General features: G+C 62.4%; 16 protein-coding genes. 8 read left to right on the top strand and 8 right to left on the bottom strand.

Translation table 11 applies throughout. The annotated features are described in order from the left end of the window. Positions 1 to 21: 21 nt before the first annotated feature. Entirely contained in the window at positions 22 to 951 is a 930-nt protein-coding gene (locus tag ABCW42_RS05310) for a helix-turn-helix transcriptional regulator (protein ID WP_423183867.1), read from the bottom strand. 130 nt (positions 952 to 1,081) lie between these two features. Between ABCW42_RS05310 and ABCW42_RS05305 the strand changes: the two genes are divergently transcribed. The 4 genes from ABCW42_RS05305 to ABCW42_RS05290 are packed head-to-tail and all read left to right on the top strand — an operon-like array spanning position 1,082 to position 4,095. Then, complete coding sequence (locus tag ABCW42_RS05305; protein ID WP_423183866.1) at positions 1,082 to 2,461, top strand: MFS transporter; 1,380 nt, start codon at positions 1,082 to 1,084, stop codon at positions 2,459 to 2,461. Next, positions 2,458 to 2,868, top strand: coding sequence for a (R)-mandelonitrile lyase (locus ABCW42_RS05300; protein WP_423183865.1), 411 nt, complete (start codon positions 2,458 to 2,460; stop codon positions 2,866 to 2,868). The genes ABCW42_RS05305 and ABCW42_RS05300 overlap by 4 nt, the downstream gene beginning before the upstream one ends. A 35-nt stretch (positions 2,869 to 2,903) precedes the next feature. Further along, positions 2,904 to 3,761: an aldo/keto reductase gene (locus tag ABCW42_RS05295; RefSeq protein ID WP_423183864.1), complete on the top strand. Its 858-nt coding sequence runs from the start codon at positions 2,904 to 2,906 to the stop codon at positions 3,759 to 3,761. 13 nt (positions 3,762 to 3,774) lie between these two features. Further along, on the top strand, positions 3,775 to 4,095 hold the full coding sequence (locus ABCW42_RS05290) for a carboxymuconolactone decarboxylase family protein (RefSeq protein ID WP_423183863.1): 321 nt from the start codon (positions 3,775 to 3,777) through the stop codon (positions 4,093 to 4,095). Positions 4,096 to 4,183: 88 nt separating this feature from the next. On the opposite strand, the gene ABCW42_RS05285 is transcribed toward ABCW42_RS05290, so the two are convergent. The 5 genes from ABCW42_RS05285 to ABCW42_RS05265 form a co-directional block, all read right to left on the bottom strand. Continuing rightward, positions 4,184 to 4,732 (bottom strand): hypothetical protein, encoded by a 549-nt coding sequence (locus ABCW42_RS05285; RefSeq protein ID WP_423183862.1) that lies wholly within the window; start codon positions 4,730 to 4,732, stop codon positions 4,184 to 4,186. A gap of 309 nt (positions 4,733 to 5,041) precedes the next feature. Then, complete coding sequence (locus ABCW42_RS05280; RefSeq protein WP_423183861.1) at positions 5,042 to 5,242, bottom strand: carboxypeptidase regulatory-like domain-containing protein; 201 nt, start codon at positions 5,240 to 5,242, stop codon at positions 5,042 to 5,044. Positions 5,243 to 5,459: 217 nt separating this feature from the next. Next, on the bottom strand, positions 5,460 to 6,341 hold the full coding sequence (locus ABCW42_RS05275) for a DUF2182 domain-containing protein (protein ID WP_423183860.1): 882 nt from the start codon (positions 6,339 to 6,341) through the stop codon (positions 5,460 to 5,462). Positions 6,342 to 6,678: 337 nt separating this feature from the next. Then, on the bottom strand, positions 6,679 to 8,040 hold the full coding sequence (locus ABCW42_RS05270) for an MFS transporter (RefSeq protein WP_423183859.1): 1,362 nt from the start codon (positions 8,038 to 8,040) through the stop codon (positions 6,679 to 6,681). 107 nt (positions 8,041 to 8,147) lie between these two features. Continuing rightward, positions 8,148 to 9,077, bottom strand: coding sequence for a hypothetical protein (locus tag ABCW42_RS05265; protein WP_423183858.1), 930 nt, complete (start codon positions 9,075 to 9,077; stop codon positions 8,148 to 8,150). A gap of 659 nt (positions 9,078 to 9,736) precedes the next feature. Between ABCW42_RS05265 and ABCW42_RS05260 the strand changes: the two genes are divergently transcribed. The 4 genes from ABCW42_RS05260 (at position 9,737) to ABCW42_RS05245 (ending at position 13,480) form a co-directional block, all read left to right on the top strand. Then, positions 9,737 to 10,315 (top strand): hypothetical protein, encoded by a 579-nt coding sequence (locus tag ABCW42_RS05260; RefSeq protein WP_423183857.1) that lies wholly within the window; start codon positions 9,737 to 9,739, stop codon positions 10,313 to 10,315. Between the two features lie 160 nt (positions 10,316 to 10,475). Continuing rightward, entirely contained in the window at positions 10,476 to 10,787 is a 312-nt protein-coding gene (locus ABCW42_RS05255; RefSeq protein ID WP_423183856.1) for a hypothetical protein, read from the top strand. A 343-nt stretch (positions 10,788 to 11,130) separates the two neighbouring features. After that, positions 11,131 to 12,627 (top strand): DUF222 domain-containing protein, encoded by a 1,497-nt coding sequence (locus ABCW42_RS05250; RefSeq protein WP_423184810.1) that lies wholly within the window; start codon positions 11,131 to 11,133, stop codon positions 12,625 to 12,627. A gap of 97 nt (positions 12,628 to 12,724) precedes the next feature. Then, entirely contained in the window at positions 12,725 to 13,480 is a 756-nt protein-coding gene (locus ABCW42_RS05245; protein ID WP_423183855.1) for an ArsR/SmtB family transcription factor, read from the top strand. Between the two features lie 2 nt (positions 13,481 to 13,482). Here ABCW42_RS05245 and ABCW42_RS05240 read toward each other — a convergent pair whose 3' ends face one another. Continuing rightward, positions 13,483 to 14,670, bottom strand: coding sequence for a hypothetical protein (locus ABCW42_RS05240; RefSeq protein WP_423183854.1), 1,188 nt, complete (start codon positions 14,668 to 14,670; stop codon positions 13,483 to 13,485). 327 nt (positions 14,671 to 14,997) lie between these two features. Beyond that, positions 14,998 to 15,816, bottom strand: coding sequence for a glycosidase (locus ABCW42_RS05235; protein ID WP_423183853.1), 819 nt, complete (start codon positions 15,814 to 15,816; stop codon positions 14,998 to 15,000). Positions 15,817 to 15,964 lie beyond the last annotated feature (148 nt).

Genomic DNA, 15,964 nt, shown 5'->3' with positions numbered 1-15,964 from the left:
GTCCGCGGTCAGGCAGCGAACCTAAGCACGACCGCCGTCGAGCTTTCTCCCGGGGACGTCAAACGGCTCGCCCTGCAGGGGCCCTGCAGGGGCAGTGCGCTCCGGGATCTTCCCCGTGTTGCTCCAGCTGGCCAGAAAGTCGAGTTGTTCCTGGGCATGGCTTCCTGGTTCGGCTGTGTAGGCGATGAGCGTCAAGCCTTCGCCGGGCAGGACCAGTGCGTCACCGGTGAGTTGAATCTCGCCGACGAGGGCGTTCCGCATGGTTTTGCGCGCGGTGCGGTGGAAGCGGACGTTATGCCGGGCCCACCGGGTGGAAAACTCCGTACTTCCGGCCGCGAGATCGCCGATGAGGCTGTTCAGATGACGGTCGCGGGGATTCTGGCCGGACTCGGTGCGCAGGGCAGCGGCGAAATCGTCGGCAAGGGTTTCCCACTCGACGAAAAATTCCTTGGAACGCGGATCCAGGAACATGAACCGGGCCAAGTTCAGCGGCAAGGTGTCGGGGCTGAGGATGCCCGTGTAGAGGGCGAAGCAGAGGCTGTTCGCCGCCACGATCTCCATCCGGGAGTTCCGCACGTATGCGGGCGTACCGGTCATGCCGGCGAGGACCCGCTCGACGCTTGGCCGTACCTCGTGGCGTGCCTTGCGGCTGCTGGACGGGCTCGACGGTGCAGCAGCCTTGGCGAGGTCGAAGAGGTGGGCTCGTTCGGCTTCATCCAATTGCAGGGCGCGGGCGAGGGAGTCCAAGACCGAGTCGGAGACTCCACGCAGGTTTCCGCGTTCGAGGCGGGCGTAGTACTCGGTGCTGACGCCGGTCAGCAGCGCCACTTCTTCTCTTTTCAGCCCGGCAACCCGGCGGCTCGCGCTAAAGGCGGTCAGCCCGGCTTGGGCCGGAGAAATGCGTGCCCGGCGGCTCATGAGGAACTCGCGGACGTCCTTGGTGTTGTCCATCCATCTACGCTACGACGCACGAGGCGGCTCTAACAGGAACTGGCAGTACACCGCACAACAGGCACTCCCACGCATGTAAAGGCGCTGGTTGTCTTGAAGCAGCTTCTTCATCCGGTTCTGAAAGGACCCCATGCCAGTTTCTGCTGTCAGCCCTCCGAGCACGACGACGGCGGCGCGGCCACGTGCCTCGCTCGCCGTGGCGATGCTGGGCTTCTTTGTTGTCGCCCTTGATGCGCAGATCGTCAACGTCGCGCTGCCCGCGGTTGGGTCCGATTTTGGTGGTGGCCTGGCCGGGCTGCAGTGGGTGGTGACCGGCTATACCCTGATGTTCTCTGCACTTCAGCTCTTCGCTGGGACGTTCTCTGACAGGGTCGGGGCACGCCGTGCCTACGGGATCGGGATGATCCTCTTTACAGCGGCATCCGCTGCCTGCGCGTTCAGCCCGAACCTTTCAATGCTCGTCACAGCGCGCATCCTGCAAGGTATCGGGGCAGCGATGATCACCCCGGCCTCACTCGCCCTGATCAGGGAGGCTTACCACGACGCCGTTCAGCGCGGCCGGGCCATCGTCTACTGGGGCCTGGGCGGATCCGTTGCTGCCGCAGCCGGCCCGGTACTCGGCGGTGTCCTTACCCAGTTGCACTGGCGGCTCATTTTCTTCGTCAACCTCCCGGTCGGAGTTCTCGCTCTGGTGGTCCTTGCCGGCGTGGCCCGCTCGCCGCGGCGGCCGATGCCCTTTGACTGGGCCGGGCAGGTCAGCGCCGTCCTAGCCCTGGCCAGCCTGACGTACGGGATCATCGAGGGCCCCTCCGTCGGTTACGGAAGCCCCGCAATCCTGACAGTATTCGGAGCCGGTGCCGCATCCCTGGCGGTGTTCATGGTGGTGCAGTTCAAGGCCAAGGCGCCAATGCTTCCCTTGGATATTTTCCGTTCCCGCACCGTCTCCACCACACTTGGCGTCGCCCTGGCAACGATGGCGGCTTTCTACGGTGTTGTGTTCCTGCAAAGCCTGTACTTCCAGCAGCAACGCGGCGCTACCGCCTTGGAGACAGGGTTGCTGTTCCTGCCCATGACCGCACTGGTTGCCCTGCTCAACCCGCTCGTGGCCCGGCTCATGGCCCGCTTCGGGCAGGTGGCCCTGATTGCTGCAGGTCAACTGCTCATGGCCCTGGGCCTTGCCGGGCTCTGCCTGCTGCCGGCGGACACACCGGTGCTGCTCGTCGCCGTCATGATGGTTCCGGTGGGCGTTGGCGGATCCTTCACAGTGCCCCCGATCATCGCCCTGGTCATGGACCACGTGCCCGCCGAACGCGCCGGGACGGCCAGCGGCGTCGTCAACACCGCCCGGCAAGTCGGCGGTTCGCTCGGCGTCGCAGTCTTCGGTGCCCTCCTCGCCGGGCAGGGCTTCATGGATGGACTCCGCACGAGCCTCGGCTGGACTGCCGCCATCCTCATCCTCCTCATCCTCGCCTCCCTGACGCTGCGCCACGAGCAAAGGAAAACACCATGAAACTGAACAACCCCGCGCCCACTACCAAGGCCCCGGCCGAGAGGTTCACCGGAGACGTCTACCTTCAACCCCTTCATGCGGGCGAAGCACCGTCGAAACTCATGGCCGCAATGGTTCATTTCACGCCCGGGGCCCGGACCAACTGGCATTCCCACCCGCTGGGCCAAACCCTGCTCTGCACCGAAGGAGCCGGTCTCGTCGGAACACGTGACGGCACGGTCATCCTCATGCGCGCCGGAGATACCGTCCACACCCCACCTGGGGAAGAACACTGGCACGGCGCCACCCCTGAGGGCCTGATGAGCCACTTGGCCATGGTCGAGCACGAGAACGGACAAAGCGCCACCTGGCTGGAACCGGTCAGTGACGCCGACTATGCGGCAGCCCATACCCAAACAGCCCGATAAAGCCCTTCCAACCACATCCGAGCAAAGGAAAATCCATGCAAACCGTCACCCTGAACAACGGCGTTGAAATGCCCATCCTCGGCTTTGGCGTCTTCCAGATCCCCGAAGCGGAAACCCAGGCTGCTGTTGAAGCAGCACTTGCCGCCGGCTACCGGCACTTGGACACCGCCGCTTCCTACCTCAACGAAGCTGCCGTCGGAGCCGCGATCAAGGCCAGCGGAATCGCCCGCGAGGAACTGTTCGTCACCACCAAGCTCTGGATCCAACACGCCCCGGCCGGCAACGTCCAGGAAGATACTAAACGCGCGTTCGAAAACTCTTTGGCCCGCCTCGGCCTCGACTACGTCGACCTCTACCTGATCCACCAGCCCCTGGGCGACTACTACAGCGAATGGCGGGCCATGCAGGAGATCAACAAGGAAGGCCGCGCCCGTGCGATCGGTGTCTCGAATTTCCACCCCGACCGGCTCGTGGACCTCATCGACCACAACGAGATCGTCCCGGCAGTGAACCAGATCGAAACCCACCCGTTCCACCAGCGCGAAGCAGACCAGGCGCTGATGCGTGAGCGCGGCGTCCAGATCGAGTCCTGGGGTCCCTTCGCCGAAGGGAAGAACAACCTGTTCACCGACCCCGTCCTCAGCAATATTGCCGAGGCACACGGCAAGTCCGTCGCCCAGGTGGTGCTTCGCTGGCTCATCCAGCGCGACGTCGTGGTCATCCCCAAATCCGTCCGGCCCGAGCGGATGGCGCAGAACCTCGACGTCTTTGATTTCACCCTCACCGACGAGCAAATGGGCGGGATCGCCGCCCTGGACACCGGCGCCAGCCTCTTCTTCGACCACCGCGACCCCGCCATGGTCAGCTGGCTGGGCGGACGACGGATCAACTGACGGGCCAACCTCCATGACCGAAACGAACCAGACCCGTGCCCAGCAGCTCATCGGCGATTTCGCCCCCAAACTCGTGGAACTCACAGACGGCGTGCTCTTCGGGGACATATGGGAGCGCAACGAACTCTCCCCGCGGGACCGCAGCCTCGTCACAGTCGCCAGCCTCATCACCAGCGGCAGCACCGAACAACTGCGCGGACACCTCGCCCGGGCAAAAGCCAACGGTCTCACCGAAGAGGAACTCAAGGAAGCCATCATCCACTTGGCGTTCTACGCCGGCTGGCCCAAAGCCATGTCTGCGATCACTGTGGCCAAAGAAATCTTCAAACAATGAGCCACAGCGGTTGACCACGGAAACGATGCTGTCCGGATCCACAGCAGGGACTTTTGGCGCCCAACGAGGGCTACGGCTGGAGCATCCCCTACAGAGCCCGGACGAAGGATCGAACCAAAAGGTCATCGGTGCTGTAGTTGTTCGCCCACGATGCGAAGTTGTCATTGATCATCAGCATGTATAACTTGACTCGATACGTGCCCTCGTACGTGCCGTTGAGCCCCCACGATAGATGCGGGCCGAAGTCCGTGCGCTGATCAAAGCGGTCAGAAATCTCTTCCAGAAGCGTTTGACGGTCCGGACTAAGGAACCACTCCGTTGGCGCATCCGGATTCGACTCCGCGTATCTGGGGTCCGCTTCCTCCCAGGTGTCGAGCCATTGCGCGGGCTGACCGAACACTTCGGTAACTTCAATGCTCGTCCCTCGGAGGACGCCCCGAATGGTGTGCCACGATCCCTCGGGGTGAGCAAGTTTCTGTTCGACAATTTCAGGGCCGGTGACCCTCATCCTGAACGGCGTTGTGTCCTCCCGTGCTTGCAGTTGCGGACTGGGGTCCGGTTCATACGGGTGCATCCTAGGCCGCACATAAGCATGGCCATCGGCCCCCGTGAACAGGCGGCCGCGCACTTCGACCAAGCTCCCGTCATGGACGGGAAGCGGGTGCTGGTCGCGGTTTGAAGCAGTGTTTCGGTTAGTAGACACGGCGACCCCTCTTCCGGAGCAGAATCACACAGCCCCTCATCGAACTGATCCACAGGAAACATGACTGTAGCGGGTGACGGTTGAAGGCGTGACCCGCTACAGCGCAAATGGAACACATTGAATAACCAGCCTAAGCAGAAAGACCGGATATCGAATTCAGGAGAAATTCGGCAATATCAGGAGTGATTGCAAAAGGGGGCACTCGAGTTGTGTTCATTAGCGGGTTTGGCGACTGTGCATAACTCAACGAATCCCGCTATCCACGATTAACGTGATTCGCACAGACCCGCCCGACACAACCACATCCTGTGAGGCAGTCGACGCATAGCCGCCCGCGTTAGTCGCCTTGATGACATAACGGCCGACGGGCAAGGTGAGCCTGAAGAAGCCGCCGGAGTCGGTGCGCGTGGAGACCTGGGCCGTGTCGCCGTCGTAAGCTACCACCGTGGCCCCTGAAACCGGGCGCGGAGGACACACATAACCAACGCGCTCCACCGGGCAGCTCGGCGCGCTTAGGACGTTCCCGGAAACCACCCCCGAAGGAGAGTCACCCCATGGCCAAGCAGCACACGCGCAGAGCAGCAGGACACCGACTAGAGCCAGCAACGCTCCATGAACACGCACCCCACCGCCTACGCGCCAAGCACGAGCGCCCGCAAACCTACATTCCAAACCCCGGCACCATCCCGGGCGCGACGGCGATGCCCAACGCGATAAGGGCCAAGGCGATCGCCACCGTGCGGTTGGCAAGCCGTTTCCACGGGAGCATTTTCTCCAAGGCAATGAACGCCCCAACCAATGCCATCCAGCCAATGCTCATCACACCAAGCGCGAAGAGCCCGATCATGAGGGCCCAGCAGCAGGCAACGCACCACGTGCCATGCTCCACTCCCATGCGCAGCGCGCCGAAATACCCGTGCCGCATGCGGTGAAGGATGAAATCCAAGGGCGTCCGGCACTTCATCAAAGCAACATTTTTGGCCGGCGTGAGCTGGTAGACCGCAGCTGCCAAGATCACCCCGGCAGCCAGGTATCGGCCACCCGGATCAGAGGAAAACAACCCCGGGACGAGCATCGCGAGCACACCATAGATCGCATAGGCAGCGAGGCCGAACACCGTCCACGCAACCAAATATCCCGCGACGAACAAGGCAGTGGAACCCGTCGGAGCATAACGACCAGTCTCGCGGCGATGGCGACCGATCCGCGCATAGGCAACGACCATCGGCGCCACCGAAGGGAACATCATCGCCGCGAGCATTACAACCCACGTCGTGACGAAGAACCCCAGCGGTCCCGGATCCGTCCAACGCCCCATGTCCATACCGGACATTTGCACAGCCGTAACCACCCAGCTGACGGCCGCAAGGGCCAGCAGTACGGCGACCAACCCTGCTTCGCGCAGATCAAGCCGGTATCGCCGAGCAACCGCGAATGACGCAGGGCGCGCCGAAGCGCGCCCCGCAACTCCCGCGTTCAGCCTCCGCCGTGGCACGTGCCCGGCAGTCACGCCCGGCCCCCAGGCCTGCTGTCCACCGGACACGGACAAATCAATGCACAACTGCAATTGGCAACATATTTTCCGGACATTTCCCAAGACATTTAGGACCCTCCTCGCTAGCACAATCTCCTAGCGGAGCTCCCCCAGAGGCAGCGCCGAAACACGAAATGACGAGGCGACCGGCCTCGCTAAGGCAGAGATTATTCCGGCCCAAAATGGGTGTCAATACGCTGCGCAAACCCACAAAGCGCCCTAAGATCGGAGCCACTTTGCGTCGCCAAGTAATTCAATAAACGCCCAGCTCAGGCGCCTATCGGCACTCAGGACGGGAGTCGCCGTCGTACACTCAATCCGCTATTTCCACCGACGGGCCTCGCACCTACTCCGCCGGCTTCCGCCACGCCAGCGCCAGCACGAAAACCACCGCGCTGAGCCCGAGCATCACCAACACCATGAGTCCCCAGTTCGGCTGGTTCACGCCCGAGCCATACAGCACGCCGATCAACACCGTGGCGGTAATCGCGCCGAGGTAGCGGCAGGTCTGGAAGATCCCGGCCGCCACTCCCCTCTCCTCGGGCCGCGCCGAAACATACAAGCCTTGGTTCGACGAGGTACTGACCACGCCATACGGCACACCCATGAACGCCGTAAGGACCAGCACCAGCGGCGGCCAGAAGGACAACGTCAGCAGGCCGAGCGCTCCCGATGCCGACGCCAGGACCACGACGCCGGCCACCATCACCGGTCGCACGCCGAACCGCTCAATCAGCCGCACCGTCACCGGCGTCATGAAAACCGACGCGGCGGCAAGGGGAAGCATCAACACACCCACCAGGCCGGCGTCGTACCCCGCAGCTTGTTGCAGCAGCTGAGGCAGACCGAAGAACGCAAAGTAGTACACCGCGCTGAACACCGCGAAGCCCAGGTAAAGCAGCATGAGCGGCCGGTTCCGGCCGAGCAGCCGCAGGTCGAGGAACGGCGGGGCGAACCGCAGCTCCCGCCACGCGAACAACGCCGCCAGGATCACCGCAGCGGCGAGGAACCACCAGCGGTAGGCTGGCACGACGTTGAGCAACGCCATCATCGCGAGCAGCAGCGAACCGACGAACGCGAGGATTCCGGGGACGTCGGAATCGCGCACCAGGACGGACAACTTACCGGTTTCGCGCCCGACGTCGGGCGGGGCCGTCCGCTGCACCACCAGTAGCGCCGCGATCGACAGCGGCACGTTGATCGCGAACAGCGCCTGCCAGCCAACCAGACTCACGAGCACGCCGCCGATCACCGGCCCGACGGCCGCCGCCGAAGTGTTGGCCATCTGGATCCGGCCCAGCGGGCGCGTGGAACTGATGTTCGCTTCCCGGCTGAGCGTGGAGACCATGACGACGGCGGACGGGTACGCGGTCGCGGTGCCCACCGCCATGAGGGCCCGGGCCACGCAGACGAGCGCGAAGTTGGGCAGGAACGGCGCCACCGCGCACGTCACCGCGACCACCGCCATGCCGAACGTGAACAGCCGCCGGGGACCGAAGCGGTCCGCGAGCCTCCCCATCAGCGGCTGGCCGGCAGCCGAGGCAAGGTAAAACGAGGTGATCACCCAGGTGACGGTGGCGACGTCGAGCGCAAAATCCTCCCGCAACACCACCAGGGCGACTGCAATCATGGACGAGTTCAGCGGGTTCAGCGCCGTACCGACACTCAGGGCTGTAATCGCGAGGCCGGGGCGGGATTTGTTGGTCACCTAACTAAGTCTGGTGCATGGTTGCCTCGGGTCACGAACCGACGCGTTACAACAGTCGACCCCGGCGGGTTTGGAACCCGCCGGGGTCGCGTTCTGAGCGTGGGGCGTCAGCCCTGTGCTTGCGAGAGTAGCGGCTTGAGGCGACCGTCGGCGTCGTGGGTGAGTGTCGGCGTCGGGGGCGCTGGCGGAGCAACCGGCGCCGGAGGTGCGGGCGGTGCCGGCGGGATGCACGAGTAGTTGTAGTCGAAGTTTCCGTCCGTGAACTGCGTGAGCGCGACGGCGCCGCCCGCAGTCAGCGGAGGCAGGGCGCAGAATGCGGCCGCGGTATCGGTTGAGGTAGCTCCGGCGAGCCAACTCTTGAGCCCGTTCAGATTGCTGTTCGGACCCGGCTGACCGGCGATAAGGCCGAACTGGTACGAGGTGGAATAGATGCCCACTTGAGCACCAATGCTTTGGAAGTACGCGGTCATGCCCTCGAGGACGGAAGCGTTGGCCGCGGTGTCCCAGGACCAGGCGTTGCCGGTTTCCACGTCGAGCCACCACATGTGCTTCGCCGGATCCGGCACGCCCCACTCGTTCACGTCGTCGTAAGCGTTGGCGTAGCCGTAGATGTAGGCGCAAGCCGTGGAAGCGGTCCCGTTACAGGCACCGTAAGGGTTGGGAACATTCACTCCCAACACCACGTTGGAGGAGGGCCACCACGAGTACGCATATTGCGACGGGTTGGCGGTGTTGACGTACAGCGCGACCGGCGCCTGGCTGGTTCCCCCTACCGAGCTTGCAGCCCATTGGAGCTGCTCACCCAAACAAGGGTTCACCGTGCCAGGCCGGCCGTCGTTCACGCCGACAATCCCGAATGACTGCCCGCCAGGCAATCCGCCGCCGCACTGGGGCCACGAAATATCGTTACCCAGTGCGGCGGCTCCCAGATTCGGAGACTCCAGCGTCTCGGCACTCGCAGCGTTCGCCGCCGTGAGCGGTGTAACTATCGATCCAAACAAAAGGCAAGCTATGGCCATGAGTTTTGGAGTTTTCATGATGCGTCCTTGGCATGGCACAGGCATTGCCGGTTGAACCTCCGCACACCGTTTCCCAGTCCGATGGCGGTGAGCCTTCCTCAGCTCATAACGGAGCCTACGGATCCGATTCCGGCCAGCCTTGAGTGATGCCTACTGGACTTAGTTAATGAGTTTGCGAGTAAGTGACCGTTGTGCACTTGGAGTACAGGTCGCCAGTCCAATTCGAGCAAGCCGACCGTACGGCCCCGCGGGCGCCGCTGCACTGCGGAATCTCACGTCCGGCGTGCTGGTGAATGGTGTTGCCTCAGGCGATCAGAAGCTAACATCTGAGGACATGCGGCCATCAGGGCCGTCGAGTGTGTGGTGGGGGCACCATGGCGAAGTTTGCCGCAATCGCAGTCGGGGCGGCCGTGGCGGCATGCTTGTCTGGTTGTGTCTTCCTCAGCGGGCCATTTCCTGCCCGGGGGCCGTCGGGACCCGCGACGCCATCCGGCCAGGCCGCAGGGCAATCCACCCAGGAAGCGGCGCCGCGGACGCCAGCACCGCTTCAAGGATCCTCCGGCACACTCCAAATTAGGGACGTTGACGGCAACACCTTTGAGCTGAGCTACAGCTATTCGCCGTCCCGCATGAAGAGCAGGCCCCTGGCCATGGTCGGGCCCACGACCAATCAGCCCATGGCTGAGCTTCAAGTCGAGGCCATTTACACGTTACGAATTACCAACACGACTCCTGGCGCGTCACTAACATTCGAGCCGAGTTCCGAGTGGCCAGCGACGTTTGGGCTGTATGCGCTGTGGGAGTCACCCAACGCCCTCTGTGACAAAGCCTTCGGCGAAGGACTCAAAGGGTTTTGGTGCGGGGTGGAGCTTGCGCACTTCCACATCGACCAGGCTGTAGCGCCGGGTGCGTCCATCGACCTTGTTTCGCACCCTGGCGTTTCGGACTGGTTCCAAGCCGACGCAGGCACGGTTGTTCCTGACGCTTCCAAAGTGCTCGCGGTCAGGGATGCGTTCGCCCGCCCACACGATTTTCTGGTCACTTACTACGGAGTCGATGAATCGCGGTTTGGCGGTTCCTGCTCGAACACGAACCCCGGCTCCCCGCCGCCGTCGGAAATGCGTCAGGGCCGCGCCACGGGCACCATGCAAATCGCGTCCCGTAGCGGAACTTGCCGACCATTCATGGACGATAGCCTTTTCCCCGACATTGAGAACTACCTCTCTGCCGACGCGACTTACACGATCCTCGACTAGTTACGACGGGCGTCAACGGCGGTGGCGGGTCGGTGATGCGCGGACCTCACGAAGTTGAAGGCTTCGCGCAAGCGCCAGCCACGACTCACTACTTACGGATTCTTGGGCATAATCTAATCACAAGGTCCCTTCCACTCCGGGAGCTCACATGGACACTGAAATGGCTGAAGTCATCGATCATGATGTCACCACCATCACCTGCATTTGTGGAAACACCGTCGGCAATGAGGGACTGATCCAGGCCGATTCACACGGCGTCCCTGTGCATATCGCTGGAGAGACCCTCCCTCCCGACGGGCTGGCCGCCTGGCCAGAAGATGAGGACCTGTACACCCTGTGTCCTTCATGCGGCCGCGTGTACCGCGATGCTGTCATAGAAGAAACCGGAACCGCGCCAGTAGCATTCCAGGTTGATGTCACCACCGACCCAATTGCCAAGGCAATCCGGGTTCATTGGGAACAGAAGCCTTAGTTACGGCTCCGAATCTTGGGACCCGATGACCGCCGGGCGTAAAAATGTCAGACCCCCGTGACAGGGTTTATCCATGGAAGGCATCGTTCACATCGTGGCGCGTCGGGCAGCCTCGCCCGACGTTGATGTTGCGGCGTTGGAACGCCTTTCGCAGCGCATGAATGCCGGAGTGGCCCAGTCCGGCGGAATGGGCGTCGGGTTGGGAACTACCACGACGTCGCGGACAATGCACAAGTTTTCGATCTTCGATGCCGCCGGTTTCAATCACCTGGCGGCCCTTTCTGTTGCCAAACCGGATCGAGTGGCGGGTCCGGATTTCTGGCTTGGCCAGGCCAATGCCGCGATGGATGCCCTTCGCGCAGAAACGGTTTCCGCTTCCCGCCTGTTTGGATTCAAGGATGCCGCCGATTTCGCCGGAAAGGTCGAAGAGATATCGCGAGCTGTGGAGTTTTTGCAGATCGTCGCAGCTGAGGCCGTAGAACGGACACGCGGGGACGCCTACGAGGCGCGGCAATCATCGGCAACGCCTGGTTGGAAGACCGGTTGGACGGAAGCCGCGGAAACGCCGCCCGACGTCGAAGGGCCGGCGCAGACCGCCGGCTCCTCGGATCTGGCCGACGCGAAGGACGACGGTTACCGGAACGCGGCCGAATTCCTGAGGGCCAGGTTGCGGATCAGTATTGGCGAGGCACGGCGTCGGCTCGGGCTTGCTTCGGCGGTGCTCCCGCAGGCGGGCATCGCTGGGCAGGATGTGCCAGCTCGCTACGAAGTGCTGGCCGAGGCCGTTTCGGCAGCGAGCGTGCCATCCCGTTCGGCCACGATTATCGGCTTGGCCCTTGACCGGGTGCGGCTTATCACCGATTCGGAAACCACACTGAAGATGGAGCAGTCACTCACCAACACGGCGGTGCAGAGCGATCCTGATTTCGTCGCCCGGATGGCGAAGCGCTGGGTTGATGCCATCGACCAAGACGGCTCCGAACCGAGCGAGGAAGAACTCCGCCAGCGGCAAGGGGCGTTCATCCGCAAAACCCGCCGAGGTCTCCACCACATGGAAATCTTCGCCACCGCGGAACAATTTGAAACACTCGCCACCGTCATGAATACGGCAACGAATCCCCGGCTCCGCCAAGACGTCGACGGATCGGCGGATGCTGACCCGGACGACGGGAGCGCCGCCTCCTCGCGGGCGTTTTCCAAGTACGACGGCGCCAGTCGCCCATCGCTCGATCGCCGCTCGCGCGCGCAAAAGCTACTTGACGGACTGGTCGGGGCGTGCGGGGTGGCATTGTCCACGGCGGAACTGCCGGCGGCGGGAGGCCTTCGGCCACAGGTCATGGTGACCATCGACTACCGCGAACTGCTGGACCGCATCGAACACGAATCACCGGCCGCCTCGCGCAGCAGCGTAAGCAGCAGTTCGTCCGCATTCCAAGGCCCAATCCACCCCTCGGTCATCCGCAAGATAGCCTGCGACGCGGACATCATTCCGGTTCTGCTCGGCAGTGAGAGCCGTATTCTAGACATCGGCCGCAGCACCAGGCTGTTCCCACCCCACATCCGTAAAGCCATCACCGCCCGCGACCAAGGCTGCGCCTTCCCGGATTGCGATATTCCCGCGCCGTGGTGCGAAGCCCACCACATCACGTACTGGAGCCACGGCGGCACCACCGGCACGGACAACGGCGTTTTGTTATGCAGCCACCACCATCACGTCATCCACAAAGAACAATGGACCATCACCATGGATTCCGGCGTGGCATGGTTCAGGCCTCCACCTCATATCGATCCCCGCCAAATACCACGACGCAACGGGTTCTTCAGGCCTACTCGGATATAGGCATGATCGGTTGTGAGGCCATGCGCGGTTTGGTGAGCGCCATTTGTGCTGCCGCGCACCGTTGACATGTGACTAAATGGTCACCTATCCTGAATTCATGGACGCCGTATTCAAGGCACTCTCCGACCCCACCCGCAGGGAATTGCTCGATGAGCTCTTCCGCGAGGACGGTCAGACGCTGAGTGCGCTTGAGGCGCGGTTCGACATGACCCGTTTCGGGATCATGAAGCACCTCAAGATCCTTGAGGAGGCCGGACTGGTGGTGACCCGCCGTCGTGGTCGTGAAAAGCTGCATTACCTGAATCCCGTACCTATCCGGCTCGTCCACGACCGCTGGGTGAGCAAATACGCAGAACCATGGGCCGCCGCATTGAGCGACCTCAAATCCAGATTGGAAAGTCCCGTGGAAAAGATCTTCGAAATCTATATCAAGACCACTCCGGAACGGCTCTGGGAAGCCATCACGGACAGCGATATCCGGAGCAAGTACCAATTCGGTAACACCCACACCGCCGAATGGTCGCCGGGAGGCCACTACGAAATGACAAACCCCCGAGCCAACGGAATGATCCTCGGTGAAGGCGAAAACCTGGAGGTCGATCCCCCGCGTCGGCTCGTGCAAACCATGCGCGCCCTATGGGGCGAGGACGTGAAAGCCGAAGGAACGTCGCGGGTTACCTGGGAAATCGAACCCGTGGGAGACTCCTGCCACTTGACCGTCACGCACAGCGACCTGCGCGAAGGCGGCAACGACCAAATCTACGGCGGCTGGCCAATGATCCTCTCCGGCCTCAAGACGTGGCTCGAGACCGGAGAGAAACTGACGACGCCGGGATCGTTGATGTATGGGTAGGGTCAGCGCCCACCAAGGTCGAACGGCGCTTCCGCAGGGTTAATGACTGCGAGATATCCACCCGCAGCAAGCTTGGTCGGGAAGGTAATGGTGCGCCGGGCCTTTGATTCGGATGTGGAAACCTGGGTTACCGCACCCTCGCCGCCCCTGGAGACAAAGATCATTTCTCCGTCTTTTGTCGCCGCAATAAATCTGGTTTCGGCTGTCTTACTGTCTTGTCCGGCTTTGGGTCCCGCACTGAGGGGCTCAAGGGGGATCTCGGTCTTCCCGCCGTCGTAAATCCTTGTTTGAGGGTTGCGGTCAAGGAGGATCAGGTCGTCACCCCCGGCCTTCGTCAGGACAAGCGATGCGAAGCGGGAGCTGACTGCCGCACGTGTTGCAATCCCTTCACCTACCTTGACCGAGGAGATGCTTCCCTGGGTCATTGGACCGGACATCAGGTACGCAGGAGTGAGGTTCCAGGCCGTGCCCTTCTCGACGCGCCCGGCTTGCGCCCCCACGAACGTCGTGCCATCGGGAGCCATGCGCGGGCGGTAGCTTTGCCCGACGCCGGCCGGGTAGCCGGCGGAAACCGGTGACCCGAAGCCGTCTCGCGTCAAGCGAAGAGTTTCAACCCCGGAGTTCAGCGTCGATCCAATGGCGTCGCCATCTTTGCCCATGAGGGGACCATGCGGATACGCACCCAACGCCGTAGAGCTGTGGCGGGTCGGAGCCGGATTTCCGGAAGTGATGTCCGAGACAAGATAAGCGTCCAGCTTCCCACCCGAGGAGACTACGAGCCTCAGAGGATCGCCTGCCAGGAACGTATGCATCTCCTCGGTGCCCGATTTCCCGGTGGTCGCCAGGACTACCTCGTTCGTTTGCAATGAGACCGTCCACTGGCCACCGTTTTGAAGATCAACCAGTGTCACCTGCTGCTCAGTGGATCCATCGAAGTCAGAACCCACGGCCACGTACCGTTTGTTCACGTCGGTGGTGATCCATCCGGCGCGCTCCCATTTTCCGTTCGGATCGGGAATCTTGAAGCTTTGCGCGATCACCGGCTTGCCCTGGTGGTCGACTTCCAGGATGTTCAGGCTTGGCTTCGACTCATCAACCAATGCGATGCGGCCCTTGCCGAGTTGGATCGTTCCGGCGTGCACACCAAGCTCAATGCCGTCAATCGAGCCTTTCTGGCTCCCGTCAGACACATCGTTTACATAGAGCGCGGCCGCCTTGGGATCAGCCGTGAGAAGCCACTCCCGATCCGTCGTTGCGCCAGACCCGGAAGGTGGGGCTTGCTCAGCCGCCGCGCAGCCACCCAGAAGGAAGGCCACCGGAAGAACAATTGAAAGGGCTAGTCGGGAAGCACTGAACGGCATGGATCTCCAATCGCGAGGTATCAAGCAATTGGAGCTTATCAATAATGATTCTCATTAATCATCCCGACACGAGGTTGGGCGTCTTCCCGGGATCAAGGGCGACTCCCCGTTTTCTCCAAGTCCAATTTGGACTTGGAGAAAACGGGGACAACGACGCTACGCCGTGACGATGTCCCTCGTCGAGTGGTCGTACGTGAAGGTGACCTTGCCGCCGTCGTGGTGCAGTTCGTGGTTGGCGCCGTCGCGCACACCGAACGCACCGTAGTTCTCGTCCCACGAACGGTTCAGCGCGATCTTGTACGTGTAGAAACCGGCCGGCAACGAAGCGGCGAGCGTCCAGACCTTGCGGCGCGAGTTGAACTTCATCTGCGCTTCGTCGTACTGCGGGGCCCAGTCCTCCGGGGCGCCGAGGATCTTGTTGAAATCACCAGCGATCGCGACGGCGGCCGGCTGCTCGAGCTTGTCCACGGCGGAAGCCGTTTTGGCCGCCACGTCGTTCTTGGGCGATGCCTTGGCGGTCGAAGCGTTTGCCTCGGCAACCTCGGCAGGGGCGGCTTCCTCGAGCACCTTCTTGGCTGCAGCCTTCCGAGCAGGAGCCTTCTTGGCCGGAGCCGTCGGGAGCGGGGTGTCCGCAGGAACGGGAGTTCCCTCAGCCAGTGCCTCGGCGAACTGTTCCGGCTTCGCGAAAGCCACCGTGGCACGCAGGCCGTCTTCGGTGATGGTCCAGCCCGAACGGCCCTTGATCAGCCAGCCCGCCTTGACCAGTTTCGCGGTAGCGGTGGTCAAGCTCTTGTGGCCACGCGGAATCCCTCCACTCAACAATTCTGCTTCGCGTACATCCAGCGGCACGCGGACAATCGCCTCCGCCAAGACTTCGCCCGCGTTCAGCGACTTCTCAGACCAGGTTCCCTCAGCCAAGACGTCCAGGACGGTCTTTAGACGGACACTGCTTTTTTCGACGGTGGACTTGGCCAATGGGTCTCCTTCAACGGCGGGTATTCCTTGAGCAGTCTGCCAATGTTCTGTAAATTCTGACGACTGTTCCCGGTTAACAGCGTGTGTCGTGTCCCACTATTACGCCCAAACAGCCGCAAATTACGGACTTGGACTGGGTACTGCCGAG

Origin of the sequence: Arthrobacter sp. NyZ413, from assembly GCF_049390645.1 — a bacterium.
Taxonomy (GTDB): domain Bacteria; phylum Actinomycetota; class Actinomycetes; order Actinomycetales; family Micrococcaceae; genus Arthrobacter.
The sequence above is the reverse complement of the archived record's forward strand: the minus strand, read 5'-3'. Positions and strand labels throughout refer to the sequence as shown.